The organism is Micromonospora auratinigra, from assembly GCF_900089595.1.
Taxonomy (GTDB): domain Bacteria; phylum Actinomycetota; class Actinomycetes; order Mycobacteriales; family Micromonosporaceae; genus Micromonospora; species Micromonospora auratinigra.
Genome location: NZ_LT594323.1, coordinates 6,485,055 through 6,501,346 on the forward strand (window position 1 = coordinate 6,485,055; position 16,292 = coordinate 6,501,346).

General features: G+C 73.1%; 20 protein-coding genes. 19 read left to right on the forward strand and 1 reads right to left on the reverse strand.

Features of this window, described 5'->3' with window-relative positions:
• Positions 1 to 34: 34 nt before the first annotated feature.
• From GA0070611_RS29630 to GA0070611_RS29660, 7 genes are all read left to right on the forward strand, one after another.
• Complete coding sequence (locus tag GA0070611_RS29630) at positions 35 to 937, forward strand: ABC transporter ATP-binding protein (RefSeq protein ID WP_091671713.1); 903 nt, start codon at positions 35 to 37, stop codon at positions 935 to 937.
• Positions 927 to 1,748: an ABC transporter permease gene (locus GA0070611_RS29635; RefSeq protein WP_091671715.1), complete on the forward strand. Its 822-nt coding sequence runs from the start codon at positions 927 to 929 to the stop codon at positions 1,746 to 1,748. Before GA0070611_RS29630 ends, GA0070611_RS29635 begins: the two co-directional genes overlap by 11 nt.
• Before the next feature lie 24 nt (positions 1,749 to 1,772).
• Complete coding sequence (locus GA0070611_RS29640; RefSeq protein ID WP_091671717.1) at positions 1,773 to 2,897, forward strand: sensor histidine kinase; 1,125 nt, start codon at positions 1,773 to 1,775, stop codon at positions 2,895 to 2,897.
• On the forward strand, positions 2,894 to 3,550 hold the full coding sequence (locus tag GA0070611_RS29645; RefSeq protein ID WP_091671719.1) for a response regulator transcription factor: 657 nt from the start codon (positions 2,894 to 2,896) through the stop codon (positions 3,548 to 3,550). The genes GA0070611_RS29640 and GA0070611_RS29645 overlap by 4 nt, the downstream gene beginning before the upstream one ends.
• Positions 3,551 to 3,862: 312 nt before the next feature.
• Positions 3,863 to 5,413: a signal recognition particle protein gene (ffh, locus tag GA0070611_RS29650; protein WP_091671721.1), complete on the forward strand. Its 1,551-nt coding sequence runs from the start codon at positions 3,863 to 3,865 to the stop codon at positions 5,411 to 5,413.
• Between the two features lie 70 nt (positions 5,414 to 5,483).
• Complete coding sequence (locus GA0070611_RS29655; RefSeq protein ID WP_091671724.1) at positions 5,484 to 6,062, forward strand: Uma2 family endonuclease; 579 nt, start codon at positions 5,484 to 5,486, stop codon at positions 6,060 to 6,062.
• Positions 6,063 to 6,080: 18 nt separating this feature from the next.
• Complete coding sequence (locus tag GA0070611_RS29660) at positions 6,081 to 7,160, forward strand: amidohydrolase family protein (protein ID WP_091671727.1); 1,080 nt, start codon at positions 6,081 to 6,083, stop codon at positions 7,158 to 7,160.
• Between the two features lie 117 nt (positions 7,161 to 7,277).
• Here the strand turns inward: GA0070611_RS29660 and GA0070611_RS29665 are convergent, their stop codons facing one another.
• Positions 7,278 to 7,901 (reverse strand): TetR family transcriptional regulator, encoded by a 624-nt coding sequence (locus GA0070611_RS29665; RefSeq protein WP_091671729.1) that lies wholly within the window; start codon positions 7,899 to 7,901, stop codon positions 7,278 to 7,280.
• A 92-nt stretch (positions 7,902 to 7,993) separates the two neighbouring features.
• Between GA0070611_RS29665 and proS the strand changes: the two genes are divergently transcribed.
• The 12 genes from proS to GA0070611_RS29725 all read left to right on the forward strand — a co-directional run bounded on the left by proS (position 7,994) and on the right by GA0070611_RS29725 (position 16,289).
• A complete protein-coding gene (gene proS / locus GA0070611_RS29670; RefSeq protein ID WP_091671731.1) occupies positions 7,994 to 9,400 on the forward strand; it encodes a proline--tRNA ligase in 1,407 nt (468 codons plus the stop codon).
• A 1-nt stretch (position 9,401) separates the two neighbouring features.
• Positions 9,402 to 10,061 carry a DUF402 domain-containing protein gene (locus tag GA0070611_RS29675; protein ID WP_331715321.1) on the forward strand — a complete coding sequence of 220 codons (660 nt, stop codon included), beginning with the start codon at positions 9,402 to 9,404 and terminating at the stop codon, positions 10,059 to 10,061.
• Between the two features lie 240 nt (positions 10,062 to 10,301).
• A complete protein-coding gene (gene rpsP, locus GA0070611_RS29680; RefSeq protein WP_091671734.1) occupies positions 10,302 to 10,769 on the forward strand; it encodes a 30S ribosomal protein S16 in 468 nt (155 codons plus the stop codon).
• Positions 10,744 to 11,004 (forward strand): RNA-binding protein, encoded by a 261-nt coding sequence (locus GA0070611_RS29685; protein ID WP_172862164.1) that lies wholly within the window; start codon positions 10,744 to 10,746, stop codon positions 11,002 to 11,004. Before rpsP ends, GA0070611_RS29685 begins: the two co-directional genes overlap by 26 nt.
• The gene (gene rimM, locus GA0070611_RS29690) at positions 11,004 to 11,543 is read left to right on the forward strand and encodes a ribosome maturation factor RimM (RefSeq protein WP_091671736.1); all 540 of its coding nucleotides are present in this window, start codon (positions 11,004 to 11,006) and stop codon (positions 11,541 to 11,543) included. The genes GA0070611_RS29685 and rimM overlap by 1 nt, the downstream gene beginning before the upstream one ends.
• Positions 11,544 to 11,557: 14 nt before the next feature.
• The gene (gene trmD / locus GA0070611_RS29695) at positions 11,558 to 12,346 is read left to right on the forward strand and encodes a tRNA (guanosine(37)-N1)-methyltransferase TrmD (RefSeq protein ID WP_091671738.1); all 789 of its coding nucleotides are present in this window, start codon (positions 11,558 to 11,560) and stop codon (positions 12,344 to 12,346) included.
• 168 nt (positions 12,347 to 12,514) lie between these two features.
• A complete protein-coding gene (rplS, locus tag GA0070611_RS29700; RefSeq protein ID WP_091671741.1) occupies positions 12,515 to 12,874 on the forward strand; it encodes a 50S ribosomal protein L19 in 360 nt (119 codons plus the stop codon).
• A 172-nt stretch (positions 12,875 to 13,046) separates the two neighbouring features.
• Complete coding sequence (lepB, locus tag GA0070611_RS29705) at positions 13,047 to 13,925, forward strand: signal peptidase I (protein ID WP_091671744.1); 879 nt, start codon at positions 13,047 to 13,049, stop codon at positions 13,923 to 13,925.
• On the forward strand, positions 13,922 to 14,554 hold the full coding sequence (lepB, locus tag GA0070611_RS29710) for a signal peptidase I (protein WP_091671747.1): 633 nt from the start codon (positions 13,922 to 13,924) through the stop codon (positions 14,552 to 14,554). Before lepB (GA0070611_RS29705) ends, lepB (GA0070611_RS29710) begins: the two co-directional genes overlap by 4 nt.
• Positions 14,555 to 14,602: 48 nt before the next feature.
• Positions 14,603 to 15,088, forward strand: coding sequence for an NUDIX hydrolase (locus GA0070611_RS29715; protein ID WP_091671750.1), 486 nt, complete (start codon positions 14,603 to 14,605; stop codon positions 15,086 to 15,088).
• Entirely contained in the window at positions 15,082 to 15,969 is an 888-nt protein-coding gene (locus GA0070611_RS29720; protein ID WP_091671753.1) for a ribonuclease HII, read from the forward strand. Before GA0070611_RS29715 ends, GA0070611_RS29720 begins: the two co-directional genes overlap by 7 nt.
• Positions 15,966 to 16,289, forward strand: coding sequence for a DUF2469 domain-containing protein (locus GA0070611_RS29725; protein ID WP_007075222.1), 324 nt, complete (start codon positions 15,966 to 15,968; stop codon positions 16,287 to 16,289). The genes GA0070611_RS29720 and GA0070611_RS29725 overlap by 4 nt, the downstream gene beginning before the upstream one ends.
• Positions 16,290 to 16,292 lie beyond the last annotated feature (3 nt).

The following is a 16,292-nucleotide window of genomic DNA, read 5'->3' on the forward strand; positions in this document are numbered from 1 at the left end:
GTGCCGGGCGTCGTCCGGCGGGACGCTGTCGGACATGAACCTGCCAGTGCAGACCGAAGGGCTCACCAAACGGTACGGCGGCCTGACCGCCGTGCACGACCTGCACCTCACCGTCCGGGCCGGCGAGGTGTACGGCTTCCTCGGCCCCAACGGGGCCGGCAAGACCACCACCCTGCGCATGCTGCTCGGGCTGGTCCGGCCCAGCGCCGGCACGGTCCGGCTGCTCGGCCGGCCGCCCGCCGCCGGACGGCTCACCGGGGTCGGCGCGCTGATCGAGGGGCCGGCCTTCTACCCGTACCTCTCCGGGCGGGACAACCTGCGGGTGATGGCCCGCTACGCCGGGGTCGGCGCGGACCGGATCGCGCTCGTGCTCGACCTGGTCGACCTGACCGACCGGGCGGGCGACCGGTACACCGGCTACTCGTTGGGCATGAAGCAGCGGCTCGGTGTCGCGGCGGCCCTGCTGAAGGACCCCCGCCTGCTGATCCTCGACGAGCCGACCAACGGCCTCGACCCGGCCGGCATGGCGGACATGCGCACCCTGATCCGCCGGCTCGGCGCGGCCGGCTGCACCGTGCTGGTCTCCAGTCACCTGCTCGGCGAGGTCGAGCAGGTCTGCGACCGGGTCGGGGTGGTGGCCCGGGGCCGGCTGGTCGCCGAGGGCAGCGTCGCCGAGTTGCGCGGCGCGGCCGGGCTGCGGCTGCTCGCCGACCCGCTGGACGCCGCCGCCGACCGGGCGCGGGAGCTGGTCGGCGCCGAGCGGGTCCGGGTGGTCGACGGCGGGCTGGAGTTGGCAGTGGAGCCGGAGCGGGCCGCCTGGCTCAACGCCGAGCTGGTCGGGGCCGGGATCGCCGTCCGCGAGCTGCGTCGGCAGGAGCAGGACCTGGAGCAGATCTTCTTCAACCTCGTGGAGAAAGGAACGGCTGATGTCGCGTAGTTTCCGGGCCGAGACGGTCAAGCTGGTGCGGCGGCCGGCCAACTGGCTGCTGCTGGCCATCACGCTGGTGCTCTCGTTGGTCTTCACCTACGTCTTCCCGTACGCCGCGCTCGCCGGCGGCACCGACGGGCCGAACACCGACCGGGCGCTGCCCGCGCTGCTCCCCGACCACCTGGTCGGCAACTCCCTCGGCGGGCTGCCGATCTTCCTCGGCTCGATCCTGCTGATCCTCGGCGTGCTCACGGTCGGCGGCGAGTACGGCTGGGGCACCTGGAAGACCGTGCTCACCCAGGGCCCGACCCGGCTGGAGGTGTACGCCGGCAAGCTGCTCGCCCTCGCCGCCGCCGCGCTGGCCGTGGTGCTCGCCGTGTACGGGGTCGGCGCGGTGGCCAGCCTGCTCATCGCGTCGGCCGAGGCGCAGCCGGTGAGCTGGCCGTCGGCCGGCGACCTGCTCACCGGGATCGGGGCGGGGTGGCTGATCGCGACGATGTGGGCCATGCTCGGTGCCGTGCTGGCCGTCGCGCTGCGCGCGGTGGCGTTGCCGGTCGGGCTCGGTCTGGTGTGGATGCTCGCGGTGCAGAACCTGCTCGCCGCGATCGCCGCGCCGCTGGTCGACTGGGTGGCGAAGCTCCAGGAGGGGCTGCCCGGGCCGAACGCCGGGTCGCTGGCCATCGCGCTCGGCGCGCCGGGCGACACTCCCGGGGTGGCGGACACCGTGGGCGGTGGGCAGGCGGCGGTGGTGGTGGCCGCGTACCTGGTCGGGTTCGCGGCGATCGGCGCGGTGCTGCTGCGCCGACGGGACATCGGCTGAGGCCGGGCGGAGGAGGGGACGGACGTGCGGCGCGAACGCGGGCAGCGGGGTGGCCCGCTCCTCGACGGGCTGATCGCCCTGCTCCTGCTGCTGATCGGGCTGGCCGGCACCGCGCCGGCCGGCCTCGACCAGGGCGTGGACGTGCACCCGGTCGCCTACCCGCTGGTCGTGGTGGCGGCGCTGGCGGTGGCCGTCCGGCGGCGGTGGCCGCTGGTCACCCTGGCGGTGGTGACCGCCGCGTGCACCGCGTACCTGATCCTCGGCCTCCCGTACGGGCCGATCCTGCTGTCGTTCTTCGTGGCGGTCTACAGCACCGCCGCGTACCGGCCGCTGCGCGCGGCGGCGGTGGCGAACGGGGTGGCGCTGCTGGTGCTGCTGACGCACGTGGTCGTCGGGGTGCGCCCACCCGGCCTGCTCGGGCTGAACGCGGCCGCCGCCTGGGTGGTGGTGCCGTTCGCGGTGGGTGCCACCGTGCGGCTCAACCGGGAGAGCGCGGCCCGCAACCGCACCGACGAGGCGCGCCGGCTGGCCGACGCGGAGCGGCTGCGGGTGGCCCGGGAGGTGCACGACGTGGTCGGGCACGGGCTGGCCGCCATCCACCTGCAGGCCGAGGTGGCGTTGCACCTGCTGGCCCGCAAGCCGGAGCAGGCCGAGGCGGCGCTCACCGCGATCAGCCGGACCAGCAAGGAGGCGCTCGACGAGCTGCGGGTCACGCTGACCGTGGTCCGCCGCGACGAGCCCGCCGACGAGCGGACGCCGGTGCCCGGGCTGGCCCAGCTCCCGCAGTTGCGCGAGCGGCTGGCCGGGGCCGGGGTGCCGGTCACCGTCGAGGTCGACGGGGAGCGCCGGGCCCTGCCGGTGGCGGTGGACCTGGCCGCGTACCGCGTGGTGCAGGAGGCGCTGACCAACGTGCTGCGCCACGCCGGTCCGGCGACCGCCGCCGTCCGGCTCCGGTACGCCCCCGCCGAGGTGGCCGTCGAGGTCACCGACACCGGCCGGGGCCCGGCCGCCGCCGGCACCGGTGGCTCCGGCCTGGCCGGCATGCGGGAGCGGGTCACCGCGCTGGGCGGGACGTTCGCCGCCGGGCCCGCCCCGGCCCGCGGCTTCCGGGTGTACGCCACGCTGCCGTTGCAGGAGGAGGTCGCATGATCCGGGTGTTGCTCGCCGACGACCAGGACCTGGTCCGGATCGGGCTGCGTGCCCTGGTGGAGAGCGAGGACGACCTCGCGGTGGTGGGGGAGGCGACCGACGGCCTGCAGGCCGTGGCGCTGGCCCGCCGGGAGCGCCCCGACGTGGTGCTGATGGACGTCCGGATGCCCGGGGTGGACGGCATCGAGGCGACCCGGCGGATCGTGGCCGATCCGGAGCTGGCCGGTACCCGGGTGGTCGTGCTGACCACCTTCGAGCTGAACGAGTACGTCTTCGACGCGTTGCGGCACGGGGCCAGCGGCTTCCTCACCAAGGACACCCGCCCGGCCGATCTGCTGCGGGCGATCCGGCTGGTGGCCGAGGGGGAGGCGCTGCTGTCGCCGTCGGTGACCCGGCGGGTGGTCCGCGAGTTCGCGGTCCGGCCCGCCCGGGTGCCCCGGCCGCATCCCCGGCTCGGCACCCTCACCGACCGGGAACGCGAGATCGTCGGCCTGGTCGGCGAGGGGCTGAGCAACGCGGAGATCGCCGACCGGCTGGTGATCAGCCCGGCGACGGCCCGTACCCACGTCAGCCGGGCCATGGTCAAGCTCGCCGCCCGCGACCGGGCCCAGCTGGTGGTCTTCGCCTACCAGTCCGGCCTGGTCGTCTCCTGACCCCGACCCGCGCCGAGATCCGCGCAACCTCCGGGAAGTGGTGGCATCGACGGCCTCGGAGAGCAGCATCTTCCGGGAAGTTGTGCGGATCTTGGGGCGGGGGCGGACGCGCCCAGGCGGAGCGGGTGCGGGTGGGCCCGGGTAGAGCGGGCGTGGGGGCGGGTGAGTGCGAGCGCGGGTGGACGCGGGGGTGCGGACGGGGAGGCTGGGCCGGCGTGGAGCGGGGGTGTGGGCGGCGGGCTACCCTAGCGGTGGCTGGACAGCCTGTTCGGCCGCTCTGTGCCCGCCGAAAACGACAAACGGGATGTTCGCGTGTTTGACACCTTGAGTGACCGCCTCTCCGGGATCTTCACCAAGCTCCGCGGCAAGGGCCGGCTCACCGACGCCGACATCGACGCCACCGCGCGCGAGATCCGCATGGCGCTGCTGGAGGCCGACGTCGCCCTGCCGGTGGTCAAGGGCTTCATCGCGAACGTCAAGGAGCGCGCCCGCAGCGCCGAGGTCTCCCAGGCCCTGAACCCGGCCCAGCAGATCGTCAAGATCGTCAACGAGGAGCTGATCGCTGTCCTCGGCGGCGAGGGGCGGCGGCTCCAGTTCGCCAAGCACCCGCCGACCGTGATCATGCTGGCCGGTCTCCAGGGCTCCGGCAAGACCACCCTCGCCGGCAAGCTGGCCCGGTGGCTCAAGGCCCAGGGGCACCAACCGCTGCTGGTCGCCGCCGACCTCCAGCGTCCCAACGCCGTCGGGCAGCTCCAGGTGCTCGGTGGCCGGGCCGGCGTCGAGGTGTACGCCCCGGCGCCCGGCAACGGCGTCGGCGACCCGGTGCAGGTGGCCCGCGACTCCATCGAGCACGCCAAGCGGGCGGCCCGGGACATCGTCATCGTCGACACCGCCGGTCGGCTCGGTATCGACGCCGAGATGATGCAGCAGGCCGCGGACATCCGCGACGCGGTCCAGCCCGACGAGGTCATCTTCGTCATCGACGCGATGGTCGGCCAGGACGCGGTCCGCACCGCCGAGGCGTTCCGTGACGGCGTCGGCATCACCGGTGTGGTCCTGTCCAAGCTCGACGGCGACGCCCGTGGTGGTGCCGCGCTGTCGGTCCGCGAGGTCACCGGCCAGCCGATCCTCTTCGCCTCCACCGGCGAGAAGCTGGAGGACTTCGACGTCTTCCACCCCGACCGGATGGCCAGCCGGATCCTCGGCATGGGCGACGTCCTCACTCTGATCGAGCAGGCCGAGGCGGCCTTCGACACCGATCAGAAGGAGAAGATGACCGCCAAGCTGATGGGCGGCGAGCAGTTCACCCTGGAGGACTTCCTCGACCAGCTCATCGCGGTCCGGCGGATGGGCCCGATCGCCAACGTGCTGGCCATGATGCCCGGCATGGGGCAGATGAAGGACCAGCTCGCCGAGCTGGACGACAAGCACTTCGACCGGGTCACCGCGATCATCCGGTCGATGACCCCGGGTGAGCGCAGCAACCCGAAGATCATCAACGGTTCCCGGCGGGCCCGGATCGCCAGCGGCTCGGGCGTCACCGTGATGGACGTCAACCAGCTGCTCAACCGCTTCGCCGACGCGCAGAAGATGATGAAGCAGATGGGCGGCATGATGGGCCTGCCCGGCGGTGGCCGGCGCAAGGCGACCAAGTCGCCGAAGAACAAGCGCAAGGGCACCAAGGGCGGCAACCGGCCGCGCAGCGGCGCCGGCCTGCCGGGCGGCTTCCCCGGTGGCATGCCGCAGCTCCCGCCGGGCCTGGACCCGGGCGACCTGGCCGGTGGCCAGGGCCTGCCGCCAGGCTTCAAGCTCCCGAAGATCGACTTCAACAAGCTCGGCAAGGGCGACAACCGCCCCCGCTGAGCGCGTGTCGGTGACGGTGGGCGACGTCATCCTCTCCTAGGGTGATGTCGCCCCCTGGAAGGAGATGTCAATGACCGCGGCCCCGATCCTGCCGGAGCGGCACGAGTGGACGGTCGACGACCTGGGTGACCTGCCCAAGGACCTTCCGTACGAACTGGTCAACGGAAGGTTGATCGTGCCGTCGCCCACTGCCGTGCACCAGGAGTTGTGTGTCGAGCTGCTGCTCGCCCTCCGGGTCAACTGCCCGCCCGAGTACCTGGTCAGCATCGACCTGTCGATGCGGGTCGACCGGCGCAACGAGCCGCGCCCCGACGTGGTGGTGATCCGGCGCAAGCACGCCGGCCGGTCGCCGGTGCCGGTCGAGGACGCGCTCCTCGCGGTGGAGGTGGTCTCGCCGACCTCCACCTTCCGCGACATGTACGACAAGGCGAAGGTCTACGCGCACGCCAAGGTCCGCTCCTACTGGGTGGTGGACCCGCTGCAGGACCGGATCGCGCTCACCGAGTACGCCCTCGGCGCGAACCGGGAGTACGAGCAGGTCGGCAACACCGAGGACCTCTTCGTCACCGAGACGCCCTGGAAGGTCTCCGTCGACCTGCCGGCGCTCACCGCCCGCCGTGCCGCCCTGCTCGCCACCGGAGACGAGTGATCCGGTAGGACTGAGCGCATGGCTCTGCATCTGCGCGGTGTGCTCCTGCCGGACGACGAGGTCCGGGACGTCTGGCTGGTCGGCGACCGGGTCACCTTCGAGCCGGTGCCCGGCGCGGAGACCGTCACCGACGGCGGCTGGCTGCTGCCCGGCCTGACCGACGCCCACTGCCACCTCGGCATCGCCCGGGGCGGCGCGCCGATCACCTCCCTCGACCAGGCCCGCGAGCTGGCCGCCGTCGACCGGGACGCCGGCGTGCTGGCGATCCGTGACGCCGGCTCGCCGTACCCGTACCCCGAACTCGACGACGAGCCGGACGTGCCGCGACTGGCCCGCGCCGGCCGGCACGTCGCCCCGCCGAAGCGCTACCTGCGCGACATCGGGGTGGAGGTGGGCGCCGCCGAGGTGGCCGCGACGGTGACCGCGCAGGCCGCTGCCGGCAACGGCTGGGTGAAGCTGGTCGGCGACTGGATCGACCGGGGCGTGGGTGACCTGGCCCCGGCCTGGGACGCCGCCACGATGACCGCCGCGGTGGCCGCCGCGCACGCCGCCGGGGCCCGGGCCGCCGTGCACACCTTCAGCGAGGAGGCGGTGGAGATCATGGTGCGGGCCGGGGTCGACTCGGTCGAGCACGGCACCGGACTCAGCCTCGACCTGGTCGACCTGATGGCCCGGCAGGGCACCGCCCTGGTGCCCACAATGATCAACATTCAGACCTTCGGCCACATCGCCGCCGCGGCCCGCCCCAAGTTCCCCGGGTACGCCGACCACATGCTCGCCCTGCGCGACGGCTTCCCCGAGGTGGTCCGGGCCGCGTACGAGGCCGGGGTGTCGATCTACGTCGGCACCGACGCGGGCGGTGGCATCGACCACGGGCTGGCCGCCGAGGAGATGCTGCTGCTGCACGAGCGGGCCGGCATGTCCACCGAGGACGTCCTGGCCGCCGCCTCCTGGCGGGCCCGGGAGTGGCTGGGCTTCCCCGGGCTGGTCGAGGGCGGCCTCGCCGACGTGGTCGTCTACCCCGAGGACCCCCGCCGCGACCTCCGCGTGGTGAAGGCACCCACCCGCATCATCCTCCGCGGCCGCGTCCTCCGCTGACCCGTCACCGCCCCGCCCGCCCCGCCACCGCCCCGCCGCGCCACCGCCCCGCCGCGCCGGCCGCTAATTCACGGAATGAGTGGTAATTCCGCCTCGGGAAGCCACTCTTTCCGTGAATTAGTGCGGAGGTAGGGGTGGGGGCGGGGTGGTGGCGGTGAGGAAGAGGTGCAGGGTGAGGTCGGCCAGGCGGGCGGCGGTGTCGTCCACGGGGGCCCGGGGGAGCACGATGTGGCTCACCACCAGGCGTACGACGGTGTCGGCGGCGAAGCTGAGGGCGGCCGGGTCGGCGTCGGGCAGGTGCCGGCCCGCCCAGTCCAGCAGCGCCCCGGTGGCCTCGGTCAGCACCAGCTCCGACCGGGTGGTCAGGTAGGGCAGCAGCTCGTCGGAGCCGCCCCGGGCGCTGGTCAGGATCGCCTTGATCAGCGGGTTGTCGGCCGCCGCGGCCAGGGTGTGCCGGATGGCCGCGTACGCCCCGGAGTGCACGTCGGAGCCGTGTGCCGCCAGGGCGGCGCGGACCTCGTCGACGAACCGGTCGACCTCGCGCCGGGCGAGCGCCTCGGCCAGGCCGGCCTTGCTGCCGAACTCGTTGTAGACGGTCTGCCGGCTCACCCCGGCGGCCGTCGCCACCCCGCCCATCCGTACGCCGTCCCAGCCGCCGGCCACGGTCTGTGCGCGGGCGGCGTCCACGATCGCGTCGCGCAGCCGCGACGGCCCGGAGCTGCCGGCAGGAGAGTCACCCATGGTGGTCGAAGTCTACGGCCGGCCGGCCCGACACGGCCCGGGTCGCCGCCCGAGCGCAGCGGGGCCGGGAGCGGCGCATAGGATGTGCGGTCATGGCACGCGTGCTCACTCCCCGTGCGGAGGACTTTCCCCGCTGGTACCAGGACCTGATCGCCAAGGCGAAGCTGGCCGACAACGGCCCGGTGCGGGGCACCATGGTCATCCGACCGGCCGGCTACGCCATCTGGGAGCGGATGCAGGCCGAGATGGACGCCCGGATCAAGGCGGCCGGCGCGGAGAACGCGTACTTCCCGCTCTTCATCCCGGAGAGCTACCTCAAGCGGGAGGCCGAGCACGTCGAGGGCTTCTCGCCGGAGCTGGCGGTGGTCACCCACGGTGGCGGCAAGCAGCTCGCCGAGCCGGTGGTGGTCCGCCCCACCAGCGAGACGGTCATCGGCGAGTTCATGGCCAAGTGGATCGACTCGTACCGGGACCTGCCGCTGCTGCTCAACCAGTGGGCGAACGTGGTCCGCTGGGAGCTGCGCCCGCGGATCTTCCTGCGGACCAGCGAGTTCCTCTGGCAGGAGGGGCACACCGCGCACGCCACCCGTGAGGACGCCCGTGGCTACGCCCGGCAGATCCTGCACGACGCGTACGAGGACCTGATGGTCAATGTGCTGGGCATCCCGGTGGTGGTCGGCCTGAAGACCGCCCGGGAGCGCTTCGCCGGGGCCACCGCCACGTACACCTGCGAAGGCATGATGGGCGACGGCAAGGCGCTCCAGCTGGGCACCAGCCACGAGCTGGGGCAGAACTTCGCCAAGGCGTTCGACATCAGCTACTCCTCGAAGGAGGGCGGCCGGGAGCACGCCTGGACCACCTCCTGGGGCACCTCGACCCGGATGCTCGGCGGCCTGATCATGGCGCACGGCGACGACAACGGCCTGCGGGTGCCGCCGAAGGTGGCGCCGATCCAGGCGTACGTGATGATCGTCAAGGACGGCGAGGGGGTCGGCGAGGCGGCGGCCAAGCTGCGCGACGCGCTGCGCGACGCCGGCGTCCGGGTCGCGCTCGACGACCGGACCGACACCGCGTTCGGCCGCCGCGCGGTCGACGCCGAGCTGCGCGGCTACCCGGTCCGCGTCGAGGTCGGCCCCCGTGACCTGGCCGCCGGCAACGCGGTCGTGGTCCGGCGTACGGACGGCTCGAAGGCCCCCACCCCGGTGGCCGACGTGGTCGGCGCGGTGCTCGCCGCGCTGGAGGCCGACCAGCGGGCGCTGCACGACCAGGCGCTGGAGTTCCGCCGCTCCCGGACCGTCGAGGTGAGCACCCTGGCCGAGGCGATCGAGGCGGCGGCCACCGGCTGGGCGATGGTGCCGTGGTCGGCGGTCGGCGCGCCGGGTGAGGCCGAGGCGAACGGCCAGGGCGTCACCGTGCGCTGCCTGCTGCGGGCCGACGGCTCGGTGCCCGACTCGGAGGACGAGCCGGACCTGGTCGCCATCCTGGCCCGCGCCTACTGAGGTGCGGCCGGTCGACCGGTTCGCGCCGGGCCGGCTGATCCTGCACCGCAACGTGCGGCACGGCCGGATCGGCTGGGTCCGGGCGGCCCGCGTGGTGCTCGACGACGACCGGGGGCTGCTGCTCTGGGTCGACCGGGGCGCGCCGGTGGCCAACGAGGTGACCGAGGCGGGGCTGGGCATGCGGGCCATGCCCTTCACCGAGTGGATCACCTCGTCCTACCGGCTCCGGACGGGCCGCTGGAACGGGCCGCCGGTGCTCAAGTTCCTGCCCACCGGCGCCGCCCACTCGGTCTGGTGGTTCCGCGACGAGCGGGGCCGGTTCCAGAACTGGTACGTCAACCTGGAGGAGCCGGGCGTGCGCTGGGACGACGGCCCGGTGGCCGGCGTCGACATGGTGGACCAGGACCTCGACGTGGTGGTGCGGCCGGACCTGAGCTGGGCGTGGAAGGACGAGGAGGAGTTCGCCGAGCGCCTCGCCCACCCGGCGCACTACTGGGTGGCCGACGAGCGGGCGGTCCGGGCCGAGGGGGAGCGGGTGATCCGGCTCGCCGAGGCCGGCCGGTTCCCCTTCGACGGGACCTGGTGCGACTTCACCCCGCCCGCCGAGTGGGACGTGCCGGACCGGCTGCCGCCCGGCTGGGACCGCCCGCCGGTCCGCTGAGACGTGTCGTACGTCACTCCGCGGTCGACCCCGGGTGACGCGTCCGGGTCCGGTGTGAGAGATCCCGGCCGGATCTGGCAGAATGGTTCGCTGGTATCCGGCGCGCGTCCGGCGCCCTCTAACCCGGGCGCGTCGCCAGTCCACCGAGCAGTCTCCGGCCCAACCCCACTGTGCCGGTCGGCGCTCACCCGCACACCGCCCGTACCGGGCCGGTGAGATCGCAACAGGAGCGAAACAACTGTGGCCGTAAAGATCCGGCTCCTGCGGATGGGTAAGATCCGCAACCCGCAGTACCGCATCGTCGTCGCCGACTCGCGCACCAAGCGTGACGGCCGCGCGATCGAGTTCGTCGGTGTGTACCAGCCGAAGGAAGACCCTTCGGTGATCGAGGTCAAGTCGGAGCGGGTGCAGTACTGGCTGTCCGTCGGCGCGCAGCCGAGCGAGGCCGTGCAGCGTCTGCTGGAGCTGACCGGCGACTGGCAGCAGTTCAAGGGCCTGCCGGCCCCGCCGCCGCTGAAGGTGGCCGCCGAGCGTGCCGACCGCAAGGCCGCGTACGAGGCCGAGGCGAAGGCCGCCGCCGGCATCGCCGACACCCCGGCCGCCAAGCCGGCCAAGAAGGCCGCCAAGGCCGAGGCTCCGGCCGAGACCGAGGCTGCTCCGGCCGAGGCCGCGCCGGCCGCTGCTGCCGACTCCGGTGAGCAGGCCTGACATGCCGCTGCGTCCCGCTCTGGAGCACCTGGTCAAGGGCATCGTCGACCACCCGGACGACGTCCGGGTGCGGATGGTCGATTCCCGCCGGGGCAAGCGGCTGGAAGTCCGCGTGCACCCCGAGGACCTCGGCACGGTGATCGGGCGGTCCGGCCGGACCGCCAAGGCGCTGCGCCAGGTCATCGGCTCCATCGGTGGGCGTGGGGTACGCGTCGACATCGTCGACTCGTACTGATGCTTCTCGTCGTCGGCAGGATCGGCAAGCCGCACGGCATCCGCGGTGAGGTCACCGTGGAGGTGCGGACCGATGAGCCCGAAGCACGGTTCACCCCCGGGGCGGTGCTGCGCACCGACCCGGGGGTCGTCCCGTCCGAGCCCGGCGCCTGGCGGGTGCCGGCCGAGCTGACCGTCGAGTCGGCCCGGTGGCACCAGGGTCGGCTGCTGGTGGTCTTCGCGGGCGTGGCCGACCGCAACGTCGCCGAGGCGCTGCGCAACACCCTCCTCAGCGTGGACAGTGGCGAGGTCGCGCCACCGGAGGACCCGGAGGAGTTCCACGACCACCAGCTGGTCGGTCTCGCCGTGGTCACCCCCAGCGGCGAGCGGCTCGGCGAGGTGGCCCGGATCGACCACGCCCCCGCCTCCGACCTGCTGGTGCTGCGCCGCCCGGAGGGGCGTACCGCGCTCATCCCGTTCGTCAAGGCGATCGTGCCCGAGGTGGACCTCGTCGGCGGTCGCGTCGTCGTCGACCCGCCCGGCGGCCTGCTCGACCTGTAGCTGGAGCCACCCCGATGCGCGTCGACATCGTGTCGATCTTCCCCGAGTACTTCGCCCCGCTGGACCTGTCGCTGATCGGCAAGGCCCGCGCGAACGGCACGCTCCGGCTGGCCGTACACGATCTGCGGCTCTGGACCCACGACGTGCACCGCACGGTCGACGACACGCCGTACGGCGGCGGTCCCGGCATGGTGATGCGGCCGGAGCCGTGGGGTGCCGCGCTGGACTCGCTGGCCCCCGACGAGTTGAGCCCGGACGGGCACACGCTGCCGCGGCTCCTCGTCCCCTCGCCGGTCGGCGTCCCGTTCAGCCAGGCGCTGGCCCACGAGCTGGCCGCCGAGTCGCACCTGCTCTTCGCCTGCGGCCGGTACGAGGGCATCGACCAGCGGGTGCTCGACCACGCGGCGACCCGGATGCGGGTGACCGAGGTCTCCCTCGGCGACTACGTGCTCTTCGGCGGCGAGGTGGCCGTGCTGGTGATGCTGGAGGCGATCACCCGGCTGCTGCCCGGGGTGCTCGGCAACGCCGGCTCGCTGGACGAGGAGTCGCACGCGCACGGCCTGCTGGAGGCCCCCGTCTACACCAAGCCGGCGAGCTGGCGCGGGCTGGAGGTGCCCGAGGTGCTCCGCTCGGGCGACCACGGCCGGATCGCCCGCTGGCGGCGCGACGAGTCGCTGCTGCGTACGGCCACCCGCCGGCCGGACATGATCGCCGCGCTGCCGCCGGAGAGCCTGGACAAACGGGACCGGGCGACGCTGGACCGGGGTGGATTTCAGCTGCCGCCGGGGGATGTGGCAAAGTAGAGGGGTTGCCGCATCCGACCACGCCGTGGCCGGTTGCGAGGACCCCCGACCGGGGTCTGCCAGGTGCTTCCCCGACCGGGGCACACCGGCCGGCCACCACCCGGGGGTCAGAATCACCCATCCGCGCACCGACTGACGGTGCGCCGTGAGCCTCACGAGGACACAGCGATGAACATCCTGGACGCCCTTGACGCCCAGTCGAAGCGGGTCGACCTCCCCGACTTCCGTGCCGGTGACACCGTGAAGGTGCACGCGCGGGTCGTCGAGGGCAACCGGTCCCGTGTCCAGATCTTCCAGGGCGTCGTGATCCGCCGCCAGGGTGACGGTCTGCGCGAGACCTTCTCGGTCCGCAAGGTCAGCTTCGGCGTCGGCGTGGAGCGGACCTACCCGCTGAACAGCCCGGCGCTCGACCGGATCGAGGTCGTCACCCGCGGTGACGTGCGTCGCGCCAAGCTCTACTACCTGCGTGAGCTGCGCGGCAAGAAGGCCAAGATCAAGGAGCTGCGCGAGAAGCAGCCGGCGAACTGAATTTCTGCTCGCCACGCCTACTGAACTGCGCAGATGTCGTATCGACCAGATCGCATTACCCTGGTCGGTACGGGCGCAGCCGGACGACGCGAAGCGGTCCACTGCCGCCCGTGGGGCCTCCGTCGAGGAGGCTCCCGGGCGGTAGTGTCGTTTCTGCGGACCGGAGAGTGGCATGGTGCAGATGCTTGACGAGGACGGCACCGTCGACCCGTGGCGCCGGCGGGCCCGCCGTGCCCGCCGCCAGATGCCGCTCTGGCAGGAGTTGCCGCTGCTGCTGATCGTCGCCTTCTGCCTCGCGGTGCTGATCCGCACCTTCCTGCTCCAGGCGTTCTTCATCCCCTCCGGGTCGATGGAGAACACCCTGCTGATCGGTGACCGGGTGCTGGTCAACAAGGTCGTCTACGACGTCCGCGACCCGGTCCGCGGCGAGGTGGTGGTCTTCCGGGGCACCGACAAGTGGGTCGCGCAGGAGGCGCCCGCGCCGCCGACGAACTTCGCCGGCAAGGTGGGCCGCACCCTCGGCGACCTGGTCGGGGTGAGCCGGCCCGGCGAGAAGGACTTCATCAAGCGGGTGATCGGCGTGCCCGGTGACCGGGTCCGGTGCTGCGACGACGGCCGGGTCGTGGTCAACGGGGTGCCGCTGGACGAGCCGTACGTGTCGGAGAACTCCCCGCTGGAGCTGCCGCCGAACCCGAAGGAGTGCCGCTCCCGACAGTTCACCGAGGTGGTCGTACCCCCGGGGCAGATCTTCGTGATGGGTGACCACCGGCTGGTCTCGCAGGACGCCCGCTGCCAGGGGCCGGTGCCGATCGACAACGTGGTGGGCCGGGCCTTCATGATCGTGTGGCCGCAGCAACGGTGGACCAGCCTGCCGGTGCCGGACACCTTCGCCAAGCTGCCGCGCGCCGACGCGGCGCCCGCCGCCCCGGCCCCGGTCGACCCGGACCCGGTCGGGGGCGTCGTCCTGATCCTCCCGGTCACCGCCGCCGCGTCCGTTCTCGCGCGTTCGGGGCGACTGCGGCGCACCGGGGGACGTAGGCTCCACCCGTGATTGACGAGCAGACCGAAAAGCCGCGCAGCTCCTTCTGGAAGGAGCTGCCCATCCTCCTGGGCGTGGCGATCCTGGTCGCAGTGCTGGTACGTGCCTTTGTGCTGCAGACCTTCTTCATCCCCTCCCCGTCGATGGAGAACACCCTCCAGATCGACGATCGGGTGCTGGTCAACAAGTTGGTCTACGACTTCCGGTCGCCGCACCGGGGCGAGGTGATCGTCTTCAAGGCCCCCACCGACTGGAGCGGCAACCCGGACGGCGAGGACTTCATCAAGCGGGTCATCGGGGTCGGCGGCGACCACGTGGTCTGCTGCGACCGCACCGGCGGCCAGGAGCGGCTGGTGATCAACGGCAAGGCGATCGACGAGCCGTTCGTGTACCCCGGTAACAAGGTCGCCGACCAGGACTTCGACATCACCGTGCCGAAGGACCGGCTCTGGGTGATGGGTGACCACCGGGAGGCCTCCGGCGACTCGCTGGAGCACTGGCACCAGTCCGGCGAGGACATCAACGAGGCCACGATCCCCGAGGACCGGGTGGTCGGCCGGGCCTTCACGATCTTCTGGCCGGTCGGCCGGGCGACCTGGCTCACGGTGCCGAAGCAGTTCGACGGCGTCCCGAATCCCTGAGCCGGGAGGGCGTGGGCGATCGTCGTACGCGTCTGGCAGGCTGGTGCCGTGACCGCCTTCCACCCTCGCCGCGCGGCCCGCGTGCTGCTCGTCGACGCCGGTGGCCGGCTGCTGCTCTTCCAGGGCAGTGACCCGGCCCGGCCGGAGCACCGCTACTGGTTCACCCCGGGCGGCGGCCTGGACCCGCAGGAGTCCCCGGCCGAGGGGGCGGCCCGCGAGCTGGCCGAGGAGACCGGGCTGCGGCTCTCCCCGGCCGAGCTGGGCGCCCCGGTCTGGTCCGAGACCGTGGAGTTCCCGTTCGACGGGGTCTGGTACCGCCAGCAGCAGGAGTTCTTCCTCGTCCGGGTGCCCGGCTGGCAGGTGGACACCGCCGGCTTCAACGAGATCGAGCAGGCCAGCGTGCACGGCCACCGCTGGTGGACGGTCGACGAGCTGAGCAGCACCGGCGAGCGCTACTACCCGACCGACCTGCCGGCGGTGCTGGGCCGGGCGCTCGCCGGGGCGGGGGCCGCCGGGGGAGGTGCCCCGTGCTGACGCCCCCGCGCACCGTGGTGCGCCGCGACGGCGGTCTCTACGCCCTGGAGCGCGCCCTGCAACGGCGCGGCTTCCGGCACGTGGCGGGCGCCGACGAGGCCGGTCGGGGCGCCTGTGCCGGCCCGCTGGTGGCCGCCGCCGCGATCCTGCCCGAGGGGCGGCGCGGCGAGATCGACGGGCTGGCCGACTCCAAGCTGCTCACCCCGGCCACCCGGGAGCGGATCCACGACGAGGTCGTCGAGCGGGCCCTGGCGTACGCGGTGGTGGTCATCCCCGCCGACGAGGTCGACGCCCGGGGCCTGCACGTGTGCAACCTGGCCGCGATGCGCCGGGCGCTCGCCTCGCTGACCACCCGCCCGGAGTACGTGCTGACCGACGGCTTCGGCGTCGACGGGCTGGACGTGCCGGGGCTGGCGGTCTGGAAGGGCGATCGGGTGGCCGCCTGCGTGGCGGCGGCGAGCGTGCTCGCCAAGGTCACCCGGGACCGGATCATGGTGGAGCTGGACGGGCGCTACCCGGGCTACGGCTTCGCCGAGCACAAGGGGTACATCACCGCCGAGCACACCGCCGCGCTGCGCGAGCGCGGGCCGTGCCGGGAGCACCGGTTCTCGTACGTCAATGTGGCGGCCGTCTCCGGCCGGGTCGACACGCCGCCGCGCGCCCGGCGGCCGGCCGCGCCCCGCAGCCGCACCGCCGGCGTGGCGGAGCTGCCGCTCGGGGCGGCCGGTGAGCTTCCGTCCGGCGGTGCCGGCGGGCGCCGGGACGAGCCGATGGAGCGCTCCGGCGCGGCAGGGGGTACCGTCGGCGTGGCGTTGGGCGAGCAGCCGCGACCCCCGGCGCCGGTGGGGGAAGATGTGGTCATGGAAGGCGGAGTGCGATGAGCGCGGAAGATCTCGAGAAGTACGAGACCGAGATGGAGCTGCAGCTCTACCGGGAGTACCGCGACATTGTCCGCCAGTTCTCCTACGTGGTGGAGACCGAGCGCCGCTTCTACCTGGCGAACCAGGTGGATCTGCACGTGCGCAACTCGGACGGCGAGGTCTACTTCGAGGTCGAGATGCACGACGCCTGGGTGTGGGACATGTACCGTCCGGCCCGCTTCGTGAAGAATGTCCGCGTCATGACGTTCAAGGACGTCAACGTCGAAGAGTTGGAAAAGCCCGACATCTCGCTTCCCGCAGATTCCGGATTCGGCGGCTGACGC

What these genes read in the sequence shown, in the direction of transcription:
- GA0070611_RS29630 (WP_091671713.1), top strand. Translation starts at nt 35, where the DNA reads ATGAACCTGCCAGTGCAGACCGAAGGGCTCACCAAACGGTACGGCGGC.
- GA0070611_RS29635 (WP_091671715.1), top strand. Translation starts at nt 927, where the DNA reads ATGTCGCGTAGTTTCCGGGCCGAGACGGTCAAGCTGGTGCGGCGGCCG.
- GA0070611_RS29645 (WP_091671719.1), top strand. Translation starts at nt 2,894, where the DNA reads ATGATCCGGGTGTTGCTCGCCGACGACCAGGACCTGGTCCGGATCGGG.
- GA0070611_RS29655 (WP_091671724.1), top strand. Translation starts at nt 5,484, where the DNA reads ATGACCGCGGCCCCGATCCTGCCGGAGCGGCACGAGTGGACGGTCGAC.
- GA0070611_RS29660 (WP_091671727.1), top strand. Translation starts at nt 6,081, where the DNA reads ATGGCTCTGCATCTGCGCGGTGTGCTCCTGCCGGACGACGAGGTCCGG.
- GA0070611_RS29665 (WP_091671729.1), bottom strand. Translation starts at nt 7,901, where the DNA reads ATGGGTGACTCTCCTGCCGGCAGCTCCGGGCCGTCGCGGCTGCGCGAC.
- proS (WP_091671731.1), top strand. Translation starts at nt 7,994, where the DNA reads ATGGCACGCGTGCTCACTCCCCGTGCGGAGGACTTTCCCCGCTGGTAC.
- rimM (WP_091671736.1), top strand. Translation starts at nt 11,004, where the DNA reads ATGCTTCTCGTCGTCGGCAGGATCGGCAAGCCGCACGGCATCCGCGGT.
- trmD (WP_091671738.1), top strand. Translation starts at nt 11,558, where the DNA reads ATGCGCGTCGACATCGTGTCGATCTTCCCCGAGTACTTCGCCCCGCTG.
- rplS (WP_091671741.1), top strand. Translation starts at nt 12,515, where the DNA reads ATGAACATCCTGGACGCCCTTGACGCCCAGTCGAAGCGGGTCGACCTC.
- lepB (WP_091671744.1), top strand. Translation starts at nt 13,047, where the DNA reads ATGGTGCAGATGCTTGACGAGGACGGCACCGTCGACCCGTGGCGCCGG.
- GA0070611_RS29725 (WP_007075222.1), top strand. Translation starts at nt 15,966, where the DNA reads ATGAGCGCGGAAGATCTCGAGAAGTACGAGACCGAGATGGAGCTGCAG.